Consider the following 18,713-nt stretch of genomic DNA (forward strand, 5'->3'; position numbering starts at 1 on the left):
ATGCCGCCCCTGCCCCTGTGCTTCAACCATGGGGCGCTGGTCGAGGACGGCCAGCGCACCCGCTTTGCGTTGTGGGCGCCCGACGCCCGCAGCGTCGAACTCGAACTGGATGGCGCGACCTTCGCCATGGCCCCCGAGGCCGATGGCTGGTTTCGCCTGCAACGGCGCTGTCCGCCGGGCAGCCTGTATCGCTACCGCATCGACGGCGACCTGTCGGTCCCCGACCCCGCTTCGCGCTTCCAACCCCAAGGCGTGCACGGCCCCAGCCAGGTCATCGCACCCCAGCGCTACCGCTGGCGTCACGATGACTGGCGCGGCCGGCCCTGGTCCGAAGCGGTGATCCAGGAACTGCACGTCGGCCTGCTCGGCGGCTACGCCGGGGTGATGAACGAATTGCCACGGCTGGCCGAACTGGGCATCACCGCGATCGAACTGATGCCCATCGGCGAGTTTCCCGGCGAGCGCAACTGGGGCTACGACGGTGTCCTGCCGTTCGCGCCGCAACACAACTACGGCTCGCCGGAACAACTGCAAGCGCTGATCGACCAGGCCCACGGCCTCGGCCTGATGGTGCTGCTGGACGTGGTCTACAACCACTTCGGCCCCGACGGCAACTTCCTGCACCACTACGCCAGCGAGTTTTTCCGCGAAGACCGGCAGACCCCCTGGGGCGCGGCCATCGATTTTCGCCGCACAGAAGTGCGCGACTTCTTCATCGAAAATGCCCTGATGTGGCTCAACGACTACCGTTTCGACGGCCTGCGCCTGGATGCGGTGCACGCCATCGACGACCCGGACTTTCTTCGCGCATTGTCTGGCGCCGTGCGCCAGCACTGTGCCCCGGACCGCCACTGCTGGCTGGTGCTGGAAAACGAGTTCAACCAGGCGCACCTGCTCGGGGCCGATTTCGACGCGCAGTGGAACGATGACGGGCACAACACCCTGCATGTGCTGCTGACCGGCGAGGAAGAAGGCTATTACGCCGATTTCCGCCAGCAACCGGCGCAGCGCCTGGCCCGCAGCCTGAGCGAAGGTTTCGTCTACCAGGGCGAAGCCGACCGCCATGGCCGGCCGCGCGGCGAGCCCAGCGGACACTTGCCGCCGAGCGCCTTCGTGCTGTTTTTGCAGAACCACGACCAGACCGGCAACCGCGCCTTCGGCGAACGCCTGTCGACACTGTGCGAGCCCCGCGCCCTGCGCGCCGCAACCACCCTGCTGCTGCTCTCGCCGATGATTCCGCTGCTGTTCATGGGCGATGAATGGGCCAGCGAACAGCCGTTCCTGTTCTTCACCGATCACCACGACGAGCTGGCCGATGCCGTGCGCGAAGGCCGCCGCGCCGAATTCCAGGGCTTCGCCGCGTTCACCGAACCAGAGCGCCGGGAGCAGATCCCCGACCCCAACGCGTTGCAGACTTTCATCGACTCCCGCCCCCGGCGCAACAGCCACAGCGCCGCCTGGGAAGACTTCTACCGACAGCTCTTGGCTCTGCGCCGCCGTCACATCGTGCCGCACCTCGACGGCGCCCGGGCGCTGGGCACCCAAGTGCTCGGCGACAAGGCACTCAGCGCCCATTGGCGGCTGGGCGACGGCAGTGAGCTGCGCATCGACCTCAACCTCGGCCCGGAACCGGTGCAATCGGACCTGACCGAGCGTCATCAACCGTTGTTCCAATGCACTGAAGCAGTGCAACAACCAGGGACCCTGCCCCCCTTCAGCGCCCTGGTCAGCCGCATTCCTCCTTCCGCCGCGGAGTCTGCCCAATGAGTGACCTGCATCTGCACCACCTGGCCCGCCTCGCGGGCCTGGCTGTCGACTGGATCGACGCCAACGGCAAGGCGCAAAAGGTCAGTGATCCGGACTTGCGTGCCATCCTCGCCGCCCTCGGCCATCCCGCCGAGGATGCCGACAGCGTCGCCCACAGCATCAAAGCCCTGGAACAGGCCGAGGATGCGCAGCACCTGCCGCCGCTGTTGACCGTCGACCTCGGCGAAGCCCTGCCGCTGGCGCACTGGTTCGACGCCGGCAACCTGTGCCACGCCGTGCTCGAAGACGGCAGCGAACAGGCCCTGCGCCTGGACGCCCAGGCGGCCCTGCCCGCGGGCCTGCCGATCGGCTATCACCGCCTGACCATCAACGGCCAGGGTTTCACCCTCGCCGTCGCGCCGCTGCGCTGCTTCACCCTGGCCGACGCCGACGACCACGCGAACCCGCGCAGTTGGGGCGTCAGTGCCCAGCTCTACAGCCTGCGCCGCCAGGGTGACGGCGGCTTCGGCGACTGCCTGGCCCTCGAAGCCCTGGCCCGCAGCGCCGCCGAACGCGGTGCCGATGCCCTGGCGATCAGCCCGACCCATGCCATGTTCGCCAACAACAGCCACACCTACAGCCCTTATTCGCCCTCCAGCCGGCTGTTCTACAACAGCCTCTACGCCAGCCCGGAAATCCTCCTCGGCGAACGCGCCGTGCGCGTGGCGCGGGAAAGCCTGGAACTGCCTTTCGACGAACTGGAGCAGTTGCCGCTGATCGACTGGCCACGGGCGGCCGGCGCCAAGCAGAAACTGCTGCGCGTGCTGTACCGCGACTTCAGCCGCGGCGACCACCCGCAACGCGAAGACTTCAACAGCTTCCGCAAGGCCGGCGGCCAGGCGCTGGAAGACCACTGCCGCTACGAAGCCCTGCTCGACGCCGCCGCCACCAAGGGCAGCAGCCAGGACTGGCGGCGCTGGTGGGATGGCTGGCGCGAGCCGCGCAGCGTGGAGGTCGCGCAGTTCGCCGATCACTACCCGGCGGCCATCGAGTACTACGCCTTCTGCCAATGGCTGGTGGCCCGCGGCCTGGAACGGGCGCAGCAGGCGGCACGCGGCCAGGGCATGGCGGTCGGCCTGATCGCTGACCTCGCGGTCGGCGCCGACGGCGCCGGAAGCCAGGCCTGGAGCCGTCAGGACGAACTGCTGGCCGACCTGCACGTCGGCGCGCCACCGGACATCCTCAACCGCGCCGGGCAGAACTGGGGCATCTGCGCCTTTTCGCCGAAAGGCCTGCGCCGCAACGGCTACCGCGCTTTCATCGAAATGCTCCGGGCCAACTTCGCCCATGCCGGCGGCCTGCGCATCGACCATGTGATGGGCCTGCAACGGCTGTGGCTGATTCCCAACGGAGCCGCGGCCAGCGCCGGCGCCTACCTGCACTATCCGCTGGACGACCTGCTGCGCCTGCTCGCCCTGGAATCGGTGCGCCACCGCGCCATCGTCCTCGGCGAAGACCTCGGCACCGTGCCCGACGGCCTGCGGGAGAAACTCGCGGCGCGGGGCATCCTCGGCATGCGCGTGCTGCTGTTCGAACAGGATCCGCCGGGGCACTTCAAGCCGATCCTCGACTGGCCAGACAACGCCCTCGCCACCACCAGCACCCACGATTTGCCGCCATTGGCCGGCTGGCTGTCATCGCGGGATATCGACTGGAACCACCGCCTGCAACTGATCGACGCCCTCACCGAACGGCACTGGCGCGACACCCGCCAGGGCGAAATCCGCGGCCTGCGCCAGTTGCTCGAACGCAACTACAACCAGCCCATGGACAACGACGACACAGTCATCGACGCCAGCGTGCGTTTGCTCGGCCACACCCGAGCACCGTTGGTGCTGCTGCCACTGGAGGACCTGCTGGGCGTGGATGAACAACCGAACCTGCCCGGCACCATCGAGGGCCATCCCAACTGGTGCCGCCGCTTTGCTCCGCAAGCCCGCGACCTGCTCGACGACTACGACGCCGCGCGGCGTCTGGAACTGCTGGCCCAGGCCCGCGAACAAGCCTGGGAGCGTGACCGATGAGCCCACTGACCGCGACCCTGCGCCTGCAATTCCATGCCGACTTCACCCTCGATGACGCGGTGCCGCTGGTGCCCTACTTCGCGCGCCTCGGCATCAGCCACGTCTATGCGTCGCCGCTGCTGGAGGCTCGCCCCGGCTCGCGGCACGGCTACGACGTAGTCGACCCGACCCGGGTCAGCCCGGAGCTGGGCGGCGAGGCCGCACTGGAACGCCTGGTTGCGGCGCTGCGCCAACACGGCATGGGCCTGATCCTCGACATCGTTTCCAACCACATGGCCGTGGGCGGCGAGCACAACCCCTGGTGGCAAGACCTGCTGGCCTGGGGCCGGCGCAGCCGCTACGCGGAGTTCTTCGATATCCAGTGGCATTCGCCCGACCCGCTGCTGGAAGGCCAGTTGCTGCTGCCCTTCCTCGCCGACGATTACGGCAAGGTGCTGCAGGCCGGCGAGACGCCGCTGCGTTTTTCGGCGGACACCGGGCGCTTCCAGATTCATCACCATGAACACCGCTTCCCGGTCAGCCCGCCGGACTATGCGCTGGTCCTCGCCGCCAGTCAGTTGTCGAGCCTGCGCGACCTCGCCGGGCGCTTCGCCGCACTGCAAAACGCCGACGACGCCGAGCCGCTGCACCGCGAGCTGATCGACCTGGCCCGGCTGGCCCAGGTCGCGGTGGATATCGAGCGCCTGCTGGAAGGCTTCGATGGCCGCCAGGACGCCGGCTTCATCCGCCTGCACGGGCTGCTGGAGCGCCAGCACTATCGGCTGGCGAGCTGGCGCACGGCGGCGGACGACATCAACTGGCGGCGCTTCTTCGACGTCAACGAACTGGGCGGCCTGCGCGTCGAGCGGCCCACCGTGTTCGAAGCCACCCACGGCAAGGTTTTCGAGCTGATCGCCCGCGGTCTGGTGGACGGCCTGCGTATCGACCATATCGACGGCCTCGCCGATCCGCGCGGTTATTGCCGCAAGCTGCGCCGCCGGACCGGCGCCCTGCTGGCGCAACGGCCCTTGCACGCGGCGCTGGAGCACCTGCCGATCTATGTCGAAAAGATCCTCGGTGTCGGCGAACGCCTGCACCGCGACTGGCAGGTGGACGGCACCACCGGCTATGAATTCATGAACCAGGTGTCGCTGCTGCAACACGACCCGGCCGGCGAGGCGCCGCTCGCCAACCTGTGGCACGAGCTCACCGAGCGCCCGCCGTTCAGCGAGGAAGTCCGCCAGGCCCGGCAACTGGTGTTGCAAGGTTCCCTCGCCGGCGACTTCGAATCCGTGGCCCAGGCGCTGTTGCAAGTGGCGCGCAATGACGTGATGAGCCGCGACCTGACCTTCGGCGCGATCCGCCGCGCCTTGCAGGCACTGGTCGAGCACTACCCGGTCTACCGCACCTACATCACCGCCTGTGGTCGGCCAGAGCAGGACGAAAGGTTTTTCCAGTCCGCCCTGGAACAGGCTCGGATCACCCTCGGCGACAGCGACGCCGGCGTGCTCGACTACCTGCAACGCTGGCTCGGCGGCGAAGCCTGGCGCCGGTTGCCACCGGGGCGGCCGCGCAAGCAACTGCGCCATGCCTGCGTGCGCTTCCAGCAACTGACTTCGCCGACGGCCGCCAAGGCGGTGGAAGACACCGCGTTCTATCGCTCGGCGGTGCTGCTTTCGCGCAATGACGTCGGCTTCGAGGCCGAGCGTTTCAGTGCGCCCGCCGAAGACTTCCACGCGCACTGCCAGCAACGGCTCGCCGAGTTCCCCGACAACCTGCTGGCGACCGCCACCCACGACCACAAGCGCGGCGAAGACCTGCGTGCCCGCCTCGCGGTCATCAGCGAGCGCGCTGACTGGTTCGCCAGCCGTATCGAGCATTGGCGCGAGCTGGCCGAACCGCTGCGCCAGGCACTGGCCGACGGCCCCGCGCCCACCGCAGCCGATGAACTGATGCTCTACCAGACCCTGCTCGGCAGTTGGCCCCTGGAATTGCGCGCCGACGATGAACCGGGGCTGCGCCGCTACGCCGAGCGCCTGCACGAATGGCAACGCAAGGCGCTGCGCGAGGCCAAGTTGCGCAGCAGTTGGAGCGCGCCCAACACCGACTATGAAGACGCCTGCGCCGCCTTTATCGACGGCCTGCTGCTGGACCGCCAGTGCCAGCAACTGCGTCATTCCCTGGCGGACGCCGCCAACGCGCTGGCCTGCCCCGGCGCGCTGAACAGCCTGGTGCAGTGCCTGTTGCGCATGACCGCGCCGGGCGTGCCCGATCTGTACCAGGGCAACGAATTCTGGGATTTCAGCCTGGTCGACCCGGACAACCGCCGCCCGGTGGATTTCGCGGTACGCCGCCAGGCCCTCGACGACAGCCAGGCACCCGAGGCGCTGCTCGGCGCGTGGCGCGACGGTCGCGTCAAGCAGGCGTTGATCGGCCAGGTGCTGGAGCGTCGCCGGCACTACCCCGAACTGTTCCTGCGTGGCGCCTACCTGCCGCTTGAAGTGCGCGGCGAACACGCCGGAAACGTCCTCGCCTTCGCCCGTCTCGGCGAAGAGCAACGGGCCGTCGTCATCGTTCCCCGCCTTGCCGGCAATCTGCTCGGCAACACCGCACACCCGCTGATCCCGGCACAGAACTGGGGCGATACCCGGGTGGTTCTGCCGTTCGCCTTGTCCACTGCCAATTGCACGGGACTTTTCGATCAGCGCGCAGTCACAAGCATCAAGGAGCCCGGCTCCCGGGAGCTGTGGCTGAACACCGCGCTGGAGCGCTTTCCCGTGAATCTTTTCATTGAGCACATTGAGTCATCAGGAGCGTAGCCATGAGTGTCGAGGAAAAACGTATCCGCGAATTCGCGTATCAGATCTGGGAGTCGGAGGGTAAGCCGGAAGGCCATGAAGCACGCCATTGGGAAATGGCGCGCAAGCTGGCCGAAGCCGAGGCGCTGGCACCCAAGGCCAGCACCGCGAAAAAACCCAAGGCCAGTGCCAGCGCCAAGCCTAAAGCCGAACCCGCGCCCACGCTGGGCAAGGCCACACCGGCCAAGAGCGAGCCGGCGAAAAAGCCGCGTACACCGAAGAAACCCGCTCCACTCTGACCCTGCGTCGGTCCCGTTTCGTTCACCACCCGCCGCGGTAGCGCTTGCTACCGCGTCGGCTGGCCGTTCCCGCTAACCCGCTTCAGGTGCCCAATGAGCCGTCGAACCGATAAACCCGAAACCGTCCACACCGAACCCTCGCGCATTCGCGAAGGCCTGCCCTTTCCCCTGGGTGCTACCTGGGATGGGCTGGGGGTCAACTTCGCCCTGTTCTCGGCCAATGCCACCAAGGTGGAACTCTGCCTGTTCGATGCCAGCGGCGAGACCGAGATTGAGCGTATCGAACTGCCGGAATACACCGACGAAATCTTCCACGGCTACCTGCCCGACGCCCACCCCGGGCTGATCTACGGCTACCGCGTGCACGGCCCGTACGACCCGGGCAACGGCCATCGCTTCAACCCCAACAAACTGCTGATCGATCCTTACGCCAAGCAATTGGTGGGCAGCCTGAAATGGTCCGAGGCGCTGTTCGGCTACACCATCGGCCACCCCGACGGCGACCTCAGTTTCGATGAGCGCGACAGCGCGCCCTTCGTGCCCAAGTGCAAGGTCATCGACCCCGCCTACACCTGGGGCCGCGACCGCCGCGTCGGCACGCCGTGGGAAAAGACCATCCTCTACGAAGCCCACACCCGTGGCATCAGCATGCGTCACCCGGCCGTGCCCGACGCGTCCCGCGGGACCTTCGCCGGCCTGATGAACGACGAGTTGCTGGACCACATCAAGCAACTGGGCGTGACCGCCATCGAGCTGCTGCCGATCCACGCCTTCGTCAACGATCAGCACCTGCTGCAAAAGGGCCTGAACAACTATTGGGGCTACAACAGCATCGCCTTCTTCGCGCCACATCCGCGCTACCTGGCCAAGGGCAAGATCGCCGAGTTCAAGGAAATGGTCGCGCACCTGCACGACGCCGGTCTGGAGGTGATCCTCGACGTGGTCTACAACCACACCGCCGAGGGCAACGAGCTGGGCCCGACCCTGTCGATGCGCGGTATCGACAACGCCTCCTACTACCGCCTGATGCCCGACGACAAACGCTACTACATCAACGATTCCGGCACCGGCAACACCCTCGACCTCAGCCACCCGTGCGTGCTGCAACTGGTCACCGACTCGCTGCGCTATTGGGCCGGCGAGATGCACGTAGACGGCTTCCGCTTCGACCTGGCGACCATTCTCGGGCGCTACCACGAAGGTTTCGACGAGCGTCACAGCTTCCTCGTCGCCTGCCGCCAGGACCCGCTGCTGAGCCAGGTGAAATTGATCGCCGAACCCTGGGACTGCGGCCCCGGCGGCTATCAGGTGGGCAACTTCGCCCCTGGCTGGGCAGAGTGGAATGACCGTTTCCGCGACACCGTGCGCGCATTCTGGAAAGGCGACGAAGGCCAGCTCGCGGATTTCGCCGCGCGCATGACCGCCTCCGGCGAGCTGTTCAATCGCCGCGGCCGGCGGCCCTACGCGTCGGTCAACTTCATCACCGCCCACGACGGCTTCACCCTGCGCGACCTGGTCTCGTACAACGACAAGCACAACGAGGACAACGACGAAAACAACCAGGATGGCAGCAACAACAACCTGTCCTGGAACCACGGCGCCGAAGGCCCCACCGACGACCCGGAAATCAACGCCCTGCGCCTGCGCCAGATGCGCAACTTCTTCGCCACCCTGCTGCTGGCCCAAGGCACGCCGATGATCGTTGCCGGCGACGAGTTCAGCCGCACCCAGCACGGCAACAACAACGCCTACTGCCAGGACAGCGAGATCGGCTGGATCAACTGGGACCTGGACGAAGACGGCACGGCGCTGCTCAAGTTCGTCAAGCGCCTGACCCGCCTGCGCCAGGCCTACCCGATCCTGCGTCGGGCGCGGTTCCTGGTCGGCGACTACAACGAGGCCATCGGCGTCAAGGACGTCACCTGGCTAGCGCCGGATGCCAGCGAGATGACCGTGGAGCAATGGGAAGACAGCCAGGGCCGCTGCCTCGGCATGCTGATGGACGGCCGCGCCCAGGCCAGCGGGATTCGCAAGCCCGGCGCCGACGCGACCCTGCTGCTGATCGTCAACGCCCACCACGACACCGTCCCCTTCACCCTGCCCGAAGTGCCGCAAGGCGAATACTGGAACTGCCTGATCGACACCGACCGGCCGACCTTGCGCAAAGGCCACAAGCTGGAATTCGGCAGTGAGTTCCAGGTCACCGGGCGCAGCCTGTTGCTGCTGGAGTTGCAACGGGACGAAGACTGACGCCATGACCCGCCGCGCTGCCACGGGCCGGGCAGCGCGGCGGGTCATACCGTTACTCAGTACTTTTTGGCTTCACGGTGAGTACGGCTTTGATCCAGGTTGAGCTTTATGAACTTCGGATCGGGAACCTCTTCATCGAGGTAGATCGCGTGATGCGGGCACACCTTTGCGCACTCGTCACAATCGATACAGGCGTCGGGGTCTATCACCAGTGTGTTTTTGCCCTGGAAGATGCAGACAACCGGGCACACGTTCAGGCATGACTTGTCGTTTTTGCATTTATCCGTAATGACGTAGGCCATCATCCTTCCTCCCTCACCGCAGCGGTAACTCCATACTGAACGTGAGGAGAAAAAACACACCTGGCAAAAATGTCAGTCTTGCCAAGCGAATCGTCATTAGCAGCATGCCTTTAATGCGCTAATGCCAATCACCGCAGCGTGACACCGCGCCTGAGTACGCCAATGTGTGACGTGGGTTTTACAGACGCACCGCCCTGTCACGCACAATTCGCCCGCCACCTGCAACCATTCGAAATAGCCGGCCCCGTGTAAATTCACTCTCTGACTATGCGCCGCGCAAGTGCTCGGTTATTCAGCCACTTAGGCTGTTCACCGATCTGTTCACACCGGCTTCACACATTCTTGACGCGCCTGCCCTGATCTCCTTGACTTCACTTTAGCTTCACCCGTGAAAACTCAATCCGAGCCTCTAGCTCGCGCGTTCGCGCGCGGGTCGGGGATCGTTTTGCTGGTTTGGGTCGCCCCTCTGTGCTGGTTTGCAGGCCGTGACATCAGGCCAGACCCTTGGCTGTTACACAGAGGAGATCCGCCATGAAAAAACCGTCGACGGCCACAGGCCTTGAGTCGATTTTCTTTGCGGTTTCCACGTCGCTGCTCATGGCAACCCCGGTGGAATCACAAGCAATCGGCCTGGAAGACCAGGACCCGCTGTTCAAACTCGACGTCCCCACCCTGTCCCTGCAACCGGTGAGTTTCCCCGGGCTTGGGCGCGACACCCTGAGCGCGTTTTCCGAGCGCATGGCCGAACGCAGCGGCTCGGCGCAACCGGAGATGATGCAGAGCCAATGGGCGCAATTCTTCCCGACCGCGAGCAAGCCAGCGCAAACCGATGCCCGCTTGCAGGCACCGGGCAGCGACCTGCGCATGAGCCCTGATCTGTTCATCCGCGAAACCGCCGGCGGCAGCACGCACCGGGCGGGGATTTTCGTCGGGCACAGCACCCTGCAAAGCGGCTTCGACGGCAAGCGCCCGAGCGTGGGCGAACGGCAGAACAACGTCCGTCTGGAAGGTGAAAGCCTGGGGATGTACTGGAGTTTGCAGCATGACCAGGGCTGGCATGTCGACGCCGTGGCCATGGGCACCCGCTTCGACGCCAGCGGGCGCAATGCTGCAGGCGAGCGCATCGACGGCGACGGGCATGCGCTGACCTTCTCGGTGGAAGGTGGCTTCCCCATCGGCCTGGGCAAGAACTGGGTGATCGAGCCACAGGCGCAGTTGATCAACCAGCAATACTTCGCCGGCAACCCGGCGCAGGCTGATGCCTTGCAGGCGCTGGACGGCCAGCCGAGCTGGAGCGGCCGGGTCGGTGCGCGGCTGTCCGGGCACTATGAAGTGCGCGGCATGCCGATCGAACCCTATGTGCGGACCAACGTCTGGTACGACTTCTCCAACGCCGACACGGTGACGCTGGACAAAGTCGACAAGATCAGCAGCGGGCGTAATTCGGCCACAGTGGAACTGGGTTTGGGGCTGGTGGCGCGTGTCTCGCCGAAGGTGGCGCTGTTCGTCAGCGCGGATTACAGCAGTGATGTGGATGACAACGATTTGAATGGGTTGATCGGGAATCTGGGGGTGCGGGTGAGGTGGTGAACGATGGCTAATTGCAGGGGCATGCCGGGAGTTTTCCAGCGCTCTTTAGATCGAGCGCCGCCCGCGCGGCGCATCGCGAGCAAGCTCGCTCCTACATCGGTTGCAACGTGCCATGGTCTGTATGAATTGAGTTGCCCGCCTTTGGTGTTTGACGGTGAATCGCGGAGAGGCTGTTGAGGTCGACTCGAGACCGCGTCGTACGAATAAGGCGGCCAACCATGGCCTGACAGGCATAGGCACGTTGCAACCGATGTAGGAGCGAGCTTGCTCGCGATGCGCCGCGCGGGCGGCGCTCGATCTGGAGAACGCTGAAAAGCTTTCGGCTAGCGCCTGGTCGCCATTACCCGGTTTTCTGACTGGCGCTTCATGGTCTTCATACAGCCAAAAGATCTGTAGATACCCATGCAGCGATGCGACATGCGCCGCTCTATTCCTCCCCGCGCACCGCCAGCACATTGCACGGCAAATGCTGCAACACATGCTCGGTGGTACTGCCCAACAAACCGCTCGCGCCACGCCGCTGGCTGCTGCCCATGACGATCACATCCGCCCGGTGATGTCCGGCATATTCGCCAATCGCATGGCTCGCCGGCCCGCTGACAAAATGCCGGTTGGCTTCCGGTACGCCATGGCTGTCGGCCAGGTGTTCGAATGCCAGTTGCGCCGAGCGCCGCACTTCGCTGTTGAAGCCGGGCATGGTCACGGCGCCGGCACCGAAATCGGCGATGTGGGTCTGGGCCACGTCCCAGGCATGCAGCAGGTGTAGGTCGGCATCGCATTGCACGGCCATGGCGTTGGCGGCGCGGATCACCCGTTCGTTGATGCGGGTGTGCTGGCTGTCCGGGTGCAGGGTGTCGACGGCGGCGATGATTACCCGTGGCAACGGGCAACGCACTTCGCTGACCAGGTGCAGCGGCACCGGGCAATCGCGCAGCAAGTGCCAGTCCGGCGGGGTGAGGAAAACCCGGCGCAGGGCGGATTCGTGATGCACGTCCTTGATCACCAAGTCCGGCTGCATCTCTTCGACGTGTTCGATGATGTCTTTCAGCACCTCGCGGCTCACCTGCACCTCGCAGGTCACTTCCAGGCCATCGTGGCGCAATTGCCCGGCTTCGTCGCGCAGCCAGGTCCAGGCCTCCTGCTCCATCGACTGGCGCAGCGCCGAACCGCTGGACATGCGCCCGAGCAGGTCACCTTCTTCGATGAAAACCGCGATGTGCAGGGCCGCGTCGGTGGCCTTGGCAATGGCCACGGCACGTTCCAGGGCCGGGGTATGCCGCAGGCTCGGCGCGGCGATCATGAAGATTCGTTGATACTGGCTCATGAGACACCTCCAAACGGGTTGTCCGCTCGCGCCCCCACGTACAGCGAGGATGATCAACGCACCCGGCCAATGCGGCCAAAGGCGGTCGATACCGGCACAACGCCGGTATCGTTACTTCAGTATATGCCCGTGCTCAGAGACAGGTGGCCAGGGCCGCCATACGGCGCTGGGCCAGGGCGTCGTGTTTCTGCGCGTAGAACGTGACCAGGCTGCCGCCACCGGCCGCGGTGATGTCGGCAAAGTACTCGCCGCCACGGGTGGAAACGGTGACCACACCGTTCGCCTGCTCCAGGTAGCCGCTGGCGTCGACGCCGAAGGACGCCTCGTCCTGCCAGGAGAACTGGGTGCACTCGGCGACCTTGGCTACGTCTTTGGTCGAATTGAAAATCCTGTCCGGTTGGACAACCCGGGCCTGGTTCATGGCCGACGAGGCGCAGCCCGCCAGCAGGGTCGCGGCGACGATCGCCAATACAGTGCGCATGTTTCACCTCTGTGAACGCAAAAGGGAGCGACTGTAGCACTGGCCGGGCCAGCCCCGAAAACCCTGTTTTTTGTGCGCCAATAGACAGGATCGATCACGCCATCAACAAGGTCGATTAGTCACACAAAAAACGCGGGAATACACTCCCCCGCGAATGCGACAAATAGTCCTCCCTAGAGAAGGGACAGCGGCGTATTCCCTGCATGCTTTTGCCTGAAGACCACTTACCGATCCTGACGCTTTTCCCGGCGGGCACTCCTGTGCACGGCCGTTTCGTGAGGTCGTCCGTAATAAGGAGATAATCATGGGACTGGGTAGACGACAGTTCTTCAAACTGTGCACCGTCGGCGCGGCCACCGCGACCTGCGCCACCCTGGGATTTGCGCCGGGTATGGCCCAAGCCACCCAATCGCGGCAGTACAAACTGCTGCGCGCCAAGGAAACCCGCAACAACTGCACCTATTGCTCGGTGGGCTGCGGCCTGCTGATGTACAGCCTCGGCGACGGCGCGAAGAACGCCAAGGCGCGTATCTTCCACATCGAAGGCGACCCGGATCATCCGGTCAGCCGCGGCTCGCTGTGCCCGAAAGGCGCGGGGCTGGTGGACTACATCCACAGCGACCAGCGCCTGTTGTTCCCCGAGTACCGCGCACCGGGTTCGGACAAATGGCAGCGGGTCAGCTGGGACTACGCCATCGAGCGCATCGCGCGCCTGATGAAGGACGACCGCGACGCCAACTTCATCGAGAAGAACGCCAAGGGCACCACCGTCAACCGCTGGCTCAGCACCGGCATGCTCTGCTCTTCGGCGGCCAGCAGCGAGACCGGCTCGCTGGACCAGCGCTTCACCCGCGCCCTGGGCATCCTCGGCACCGACAGCCAGGCCCGGGTCTGCCACGCGCCGACCGTAGCCGCGCTGGCGCCGACCTTCGGCCGCGGTGCGATGACCAACAGTTGGGTCGACATCAAGAACGCCAACGTCGTGATGATCATGGGCGGCAACCCCGCCGAAGCGCACCCGGTGGGCTTCAAGTGGGTGATCGAGGCGAAGATTCGCAACGGCGCCAAGGTCATCGTGGTCGATCCGCGCTTCAACCGCAGCGCTGCGGTGGCGGATATCTACGCGCCGGTGCGCGCAGGCTCCGACGTGACCTTCCTGATGGGCATGGTCAATTACCTGATCACCCATGACAAAGTGCAGCACGAGTACGTCCGCGCCTACACCAACGCCAGCCTGATCGTGCGCGAGGACTACCACTTCGACGAGGGCCTGTTCAGCGGCTATGACGCCAACAAGCGCAGCTACGACCGCGCCTCGTGGAACTACGAGCTGGACGAAAACGGCTTCGCCAAGCGCGACATGAGCCTGAGCCACCCGCGCTGCGTGTGGAACCTGCTCAAGGCCCACGTCGCCCGCTATACCCCGGAAATGGTCAGCAATGTCTGCGGCACCGCGCAGGAAGATTTCCTGAAGATCTGCGAAATCCTCGGCGAGACCAGCGCCCCGGACAAGACCGCCACCTTCCTCTATGCGCTGGGCTGGACCCACCACACCAACGGCGCACAGATGATCCGTGGCTCGGGCATGCTGCAGTTGCTGCTGGGCAACATCGGCATGGCCGGCGGCGGCGTCAACGCCCTGCGCGGTCACTCCAACATCCAGGGCTACACCGACCTCGGCCTGCTGTCGCTGCGCCTGCCGGGCTACATGAACCTGCCTTCGGATGCGCAGACCGACCTCGCCACCTACCTCAAGCAGACCACGCCGAGCGCGGTGCTGCCCGACCAGGTCAACTACTACAAGAACACCCCGAAATTCTTCGTCAGCCTGATGAAGAGCTTCTGGGGAGACAAGGCGACCAAGGAAAACGACTGGGGCTTCGACTGGCTGCCGAAGTGGGATGACAGCTACGACGTCATCAACTTCACCAACCGCATGTACGAAGGCAAGGTCAACGGCTACATCGCCCAGGGCTTCAACCCGGTGGCGGCGTTCCCGGACAAGAACAAGGCCCAGGAAGCCCTGGCCAAGCTCAAGTTCCTGGTGATCATCGACCCGCTGGCGACCGAGACGTCGAGCTTCTGGAAGAACCACGGCGAAGAGCACAACGTCGACACTGCGGCGATCCAGACCGAAGTGTTCCGCCTGCCCTCCTCCTGCTTCGCCGAGGAAGACGGTTCGATCGTCAACTCCTCGCGCTGGCTGCAATGGCACTGGGCGGGCGCCGCGCCACCCGGCGAGGCCTGGCACGACGGCAAGATCCTCGGCCACCTGTTCATGAAGCTGCGCGAGCTCTACCTGAAGGAAGGCGGCGCCAACCCTGCGCCGCTGCTCAACATGGCCTGGGACTACGCCGACCCGCTGGACCCCAAGCCCGAGGAAGTGGCCAAGGAATCCAACGGCCGCGCGCTGGTCGACCTGTTCGACGACAAGGGCGCGCTGATCCTGCGCAAGGGCCAGTTGCTCAACGACTTCGGCCAACTGCGCGATGACGGCAGCACCGTGTGCTTCAACTGGATCTTCGCCGGCTGCTGGACCGAGCAAGGCAACCAGATGGCCCGTCGCGACAACACCGATTCCGGCCTGGGCAACACGCCGGGCTGGGCCTGGGCCTGGCCGCAAAACCGCCGCGTGCTGTACAACCGCGCCTCGGCCGACCCTGCCGGCAACCCGTGGGATCCGAAGCGCAAGCTGATCGGCTGGGACGGCACGCGCTGGAGCGGCGTCGATGTCCCGGACTTCGCCCCGACCATTGCCCCCGGCACTGGCACCTGCCCGTTCATCATGCTGCCCGAAGGCGTGGGCCGGCTGTTCTCGGTGGGCGCGCTCAACGACGGGCCGTTCCCCGAGCACTACGAGCCGACCGAAAGCCCGCTGGCGAGCAACCCGCTGCACCCGACCGTGACCTACAGCCCGACCGCGCGGATCTACGACCACGACCGCTCACGGATGGGCAAGCGCGAGCAGTTCCCATACGTCGCCACCACCTACTCGATCACCGAGTTGTTCCGGCACTGGACCAAGCACTCTCGCCTGAACGCGATCATCCAGCCCGAGCAGTTCGTCGAGATCGGCGAAAAGCTCGCGGCGGAAAAAGGCATCAAGCAGGGCGATCGGGTCAAGGTCAGCACCCAGCGCGGCTACATCAAGGCCAAGGCCGTGGTGACCAAGCGCATCCAGCGCCTGACCATCGACGGCCAGCCCGTGGACACCATCGGTATCCCCTGCCACTGGGGCTACGAAGGTGCGGCGCGCAAGGGTTTCCTGGCCAACACCCTGACCCCGGGCGTCGGCGACTCCAATACCCATACGCCGGAATACAAGGCGTTTCTCGTGAACGTGGAAAAGGTCTGAGGGAGCACTCATGTCATACCAATCCCAGGACATCATCAAACGCTCCGCCACCAGCGCGCTGACGCCGCCCCCCCAGGCGCGCAGTCACCAGGCCGAAGTGGCCAAGCTGATCGACGTGAGCATCTGCATCGGCTGCAAGGCCTGCCAGGTCGCGTGCAACGAGTGGAACGACCTGCGTGACGAGGTGGGCCACAACGTCGGCGTCTACGACAACCCCGCCGACCTGACGGCGGAAACCTGGACGCTGATGCGCTTCGACGAAGTCGAGAGCGAAAGCGGCAAGCTCGAATGGCTGATCCGCAAGGACGGCTGCATGCACTGCGCCGACCCCGGCTGCCTGAAAGCCTGCCCGCAACCGGGGGCGATCATCCAGTACGCCAACGGCATCGTCGACTTCCAGTCCGAGCATTGCATCGGCTGCGGCTACTGCATCGCCGGCTGCCCGTTCGACGTGCCGCGGATCAACAAGAAGGACAACAAGGCCTACAAGTGCACCCTGTGCGTGGATCGCGTGTCGGTCGGCCAGGAACCGGCCTGCGTCAAGACCTGCCCCACCGGCGCGATCAATTTCGGCAGCAAGGACGACATGAAGCACCTGGCCGCCGAGCGTGTCGAGGAGTTGCACGGTCGTGGCTTCGCCGGGGCCGGCCTGTATGACCCGCAAGGCGTCGGCGGCACCCACGTCATGTACGTGCTGCAACACGCCGACAAACCGCACCTGTACCACAAGCTGCCCACCGACCCGCGCATCAGCGGCGCGGTGCAAGGCTGGAAAGGCTGGCTCAAACCCGTGGCGGCGGCGGCCTTCTTCGCCACCCTGGCCGGGACCATCTTCCACTATGTCGGCGTCGGTCCCAATGAAGTGGACGAGGAAGAAAAACACGACGAGGAGACCCCCGCATGAACAAGGACAAACTGATCCTGCGCACGCGCTTCATCGAACGCGCGAGCCACTGGCTGATGGTGATCTGCTTCTTCACCGTGGCGCTGTCCGGGCTGTCGTGGTTCTTCCCGTCGCTCAACGGCCTCAACGCGGTGTTCGGCACGCCGCAGATGGCGCGCATCCTCCATCCGTTTTTCGGCGTGGTGGTGTTCGTGCTGCTGATGTTCCTGTTCGTGCGTTTCGTGCGCTACAACCTGCCCGAGGCCGAAGACCGCATCTGGTTCAAGAACCTGCCGCAGGTGCTGTCCGGCAAGCATGAGCCGGCGCTGCAGATCGGCAAGTACAACGCCGGTCAGAAGGTGCTGTTCTGGGGAATCATGGGGCTGATCAGCCTGCTGCTGCTCAGCGGCGTGGTGATCTGGCGGCCGTATTTCGCGCCGCTGTTCTCGATTCCGACGATCCGCATCGGCCTGCTGGTGCACGCCCTGGCCGGCATCGGTCTGATCCTGCTGGTGATCGGCCACGCGTACCTGGCGTTCTGGGTCAAGGGCTCGATCCGCGGCATGGTCACCGGCTACGTGTCCCATCGCTGGGCGAAAACCCACCATGACCGCTGGTATCGGCAGATCAGCAACAAGCAGAGCGGAAGCGGGAAAAACCCATGAGCAGTATCCAGATGACCCCGGTGGAACCGGTCAAGGCCGCGGTGGGCGAAATCCCGCCGGTGTTCCTGCCGCTCAACGCCGGGCGCTACACCGCGCGGGCCGCGCGCCTGCGCCAGTTGACTGAAGGCCACCCGATGGCCGACTACCTGGGCTTCGTGGCCGGGCTGGTGGAGGCGCAACAGCGAGTGCTGGAAACCTTGCCGCTGCCGCCCGCGCTGATCGACGCACTGCCCGACCGGCTTGGCCAGGACCATCCGCCGCTGGAGTGCAGCACCTTCCCGCGGGATGCTTACTGGCTGGCCGTGCTGCGGCAACTGGGCGAGCACCTGGAGCACCCGACCCTGCAAGGTCTGCTGCAACAGAATGCACTGAGCCTGGAAGCCGCCGCCGACGCCCTGCTCGCGGGCGACTACGAGCAGGTCGACAGCGGCCAGGCGTTGTTCCTCTGGAGCGCGTTGTCGCTGTACTTCAGCCAGTTGGCGGCGCATTTGCCGGCCAGCGGCAAGGCCCACGGCGAACAACGCCAGCACTGCCCGGTGTGCGCCAGCGCGCCGGTGGCCAGCAGCATCCTCACCGGCGCCCACTCCGGGCTGCGCTACCTGCATTGCGGCTTGTGCGAAAGCCGCTGGCACATGGTCCGGCTCAAATGCAGCAACTGCGAAGCGACCGGCGCGCTGGACTACTGGTCGCTGGACAGCGAGAAAGCGCCGGTAAAGGCCGAAAGCTGCGGCGAGTGCCAGAGCTACCTGAAAGTGTTCTACCCGGAACATGACAAAGACCTGGAAGTGCTCGCCGACGACCTGGCGTCGCTGGGGCTGGATGCCGAGGTGGAGCGTGAAGGGTTTGGGCGCAGTGGCGTGAGTCCTTTCTTGTTTCCGGGGTAACCCATCGCGAGCACGCTCGCCCTACCGTTTAGCACGCCTCCCGTAGGAGCGAGCTTGCTCGCGAAGCGCCGCA

13 protein-coding genes are annotated in these 18,713 nt (G+C 65.3%); 10 read left to right on the forward strand and 3 right to left on the reverse strand.

Annotation, left to right across the window (positions count from 1 at the left end):
* The 5 genes from treZ (at position 1) to glgX (ending at position 9,156) form a co-directional block, all read left to right on the forward strand.
* A complete protein-coding gene (gene treZ, locus CKW37_RS01895) occupies positions 1–1,767 on the forward strand; it encodes a malto-oligosyltrehalose trehalohydrolase (protein ID WP_095153736.1) in 1,767 nt (588 codons plus the stop codon).
* On the forward strand, positions 1,764–3,830 hold the full coding sequence (gene malQ, locus CKW37_RS01900) for a 4-alpha-glucanotransferase (protein ID WP_095153737.1): 2,067 nt from the start codon (positions 1,764–1,766) through the stop codon (positions 3,828–3,830). The genes treZ and malQ overlap by 4 nt, the downstream gene beginning before the upstream one ends.
* Positions 3,827–6,628: a malto-oligosyltrehalose synthase gene (locus CKW37_RS01905; RefSeq protein WP_095153738.1), complete on the forward strand. Its 2,802-nt coding sequence runs from the start codon at positions 3,827–3,829 to the stop codon at positions 6,626–6,628. Before malQ ends, CKW37_RS01905 begins: the two co-directional genes overlap by 4 nt.
* A gap of 2 nt (positions 6,629–6,630) precedes the next feature.
* Positions 6,631–6,906 (forward strand): DUF2934 domain-containing protein, encoded by a 276-nt coding sequence (locus tag CKW37_RS01910; RefSeq protein WP_095153739.1) that lies wholly within the window; start codon positions 6,631–6,633, stop codon positions 6,904–6,906.
* Positions 6,907–6,999: 93 nt separating this feature from the next.
* On the forward strand, positions 7,000–9,156 hold the full coding sequence (gene glgX / locus CKW37_RS01915; RefSeq protein WP_095153740.1) for a glycogen debranching protein GlgX: 2,157 nt from the start codon (positions 7,000–7,002) through the stop codon (positions 9,154–9,156).
* A 56-nt stretch (positions 9,157–9,212) separates the two neighbouring features.
* Here glgX and CKW37_RS01920 read toward each other — a convergent pair whose 3' ends face one another.
* Positions 9,213–9,458: a ferredoxin family protein gene (locus CKW37_RS01920; RefSeq protein WP_095153844.1), complete on the reverse strand. Its 246-nt coding sequence runs from the start codon at positions 9,456–9,458 to the stop codon at positions 9,213–9,215.
* A gap of 531 nt (positions 9,459–9,989) precedes the next feature.
* Between CKW37_RS01920 and CKW37_RS01925 the strand changes: the two genes are divergently transcribed.
* On the forward strand, positions 9,990–11,048 hold the full coding sequence (locus tag CKW37_RS01925) for an autotransporter outer membrane beta-barrel domain-containing protein (protein ID WP_095153741.1): 1,059 nt from the start codon (positions 9,990–9,992) through the stop codon (positions 11,046–11,048).
* Between the two features lie 427 nt (positions 11,049–11,475).
* Here the strand turns inward: CKW37_RS01925 and CKW37_RS01930 are convergent, their stop codons facing one another.
* Positions 11,476–12,372: a universal stress protein gene (locus tag CKW37_RS01930; RefSeq protein WP_095153742.1), complete on the reverse strand. Its 897-nt coding sequence runs from the start codon at positions 12,370–12,372 to the stop codon at positions 11,476–11,478.
* A gap of 133 nt (positions 12,373–12,505) precedes the next feature.
* Positions 12,506–12,853: a hypothetical protein gene (locus CKW37_RS01935; protein WP_095153743.1), complete on the reverse strand. Its 348-nt coding sequence runs from the start codon at positions 12,851–12,853 to the stop codon at positions 12,506–12,508.
* 304 nt (positions 12,854–13,157) lie between these two features.
* Here CKW37_RS01935 and fdnG point away from each other — a divergent pair, with 304 nt between their 5' ends.
* From fdnG to fdhE, 4 genes are read left to right on the forward strand one after another with little or no spacing between them, the layout of a single operon-like run.
* Positions 13,158–16,208 carry a formate dehydrogenase-N subunit alpha gene (gene fdnG, locus CKW37_RS01940; protein ID WP_095153744.1) on the forward strand — a complete coding sequence of 1,017 codons (3,051 nt, stop codon included), beginning with the start codon at positions 13,158–13,160 and terminating at the stop codon, positions 16,206–16,208.
* A 10-nt stretch (positions 16,209–16,218) separates the two neighbouring features.
* The gene (fdxH, locus tag CKW37_RS01945; RefSeq protein WP_095153745.1) at positions 16,219–17,112 is read left to right on the forward strand and encodes a formate dehydrogenase subunit beta; all 894 of its coding nucleotides are present in this window, start codon (positions 16,219–16,221) and stop codon (positions 17,110–17,112) included.
* Positions 17,109–17,756, forward strand: coding sequence for a formate dehydrogenase subunit gamma (locus tag CKW37_RS01950; RefSeq protein WP_095153746.1), 648 nt, complete (start codon positions 17,109–17,111; stop codon positions 17,754–17,756). The genes fdxH and CKW37_RS01950 overlap by 4 nt, the downstream gene beginning before the upstream one ends.
* Positions 17,753–18,640: a formate dehydrogenase accessory protein FdhE gene (gene fdhE / locus CKW37_RS01955; RefSeq protein WP_095153747.1), complete on the forward strand. Its 888-nt coding sequence runs from the start codon at positions 17,753–17,755 to the stop codon at positions 18,638–18,640. The genes CKW37_RS01950 and fdhE overlap by 4 nt, the downstream gene beginning before the upstream one ends.
* Positions 18,641–18,713 lie beyond the last annotated feature (73 nt).

Source organism: Pseudomonas sp. Irchel 3E13 (assembly GCF_900187455.1).
Taxonomy (GTDB): Bacteria; Pseudomonadota; Gammaproteobacteria; order Pseudomonadales; family Pseudomonadaceae; genus Aquipseudomonas.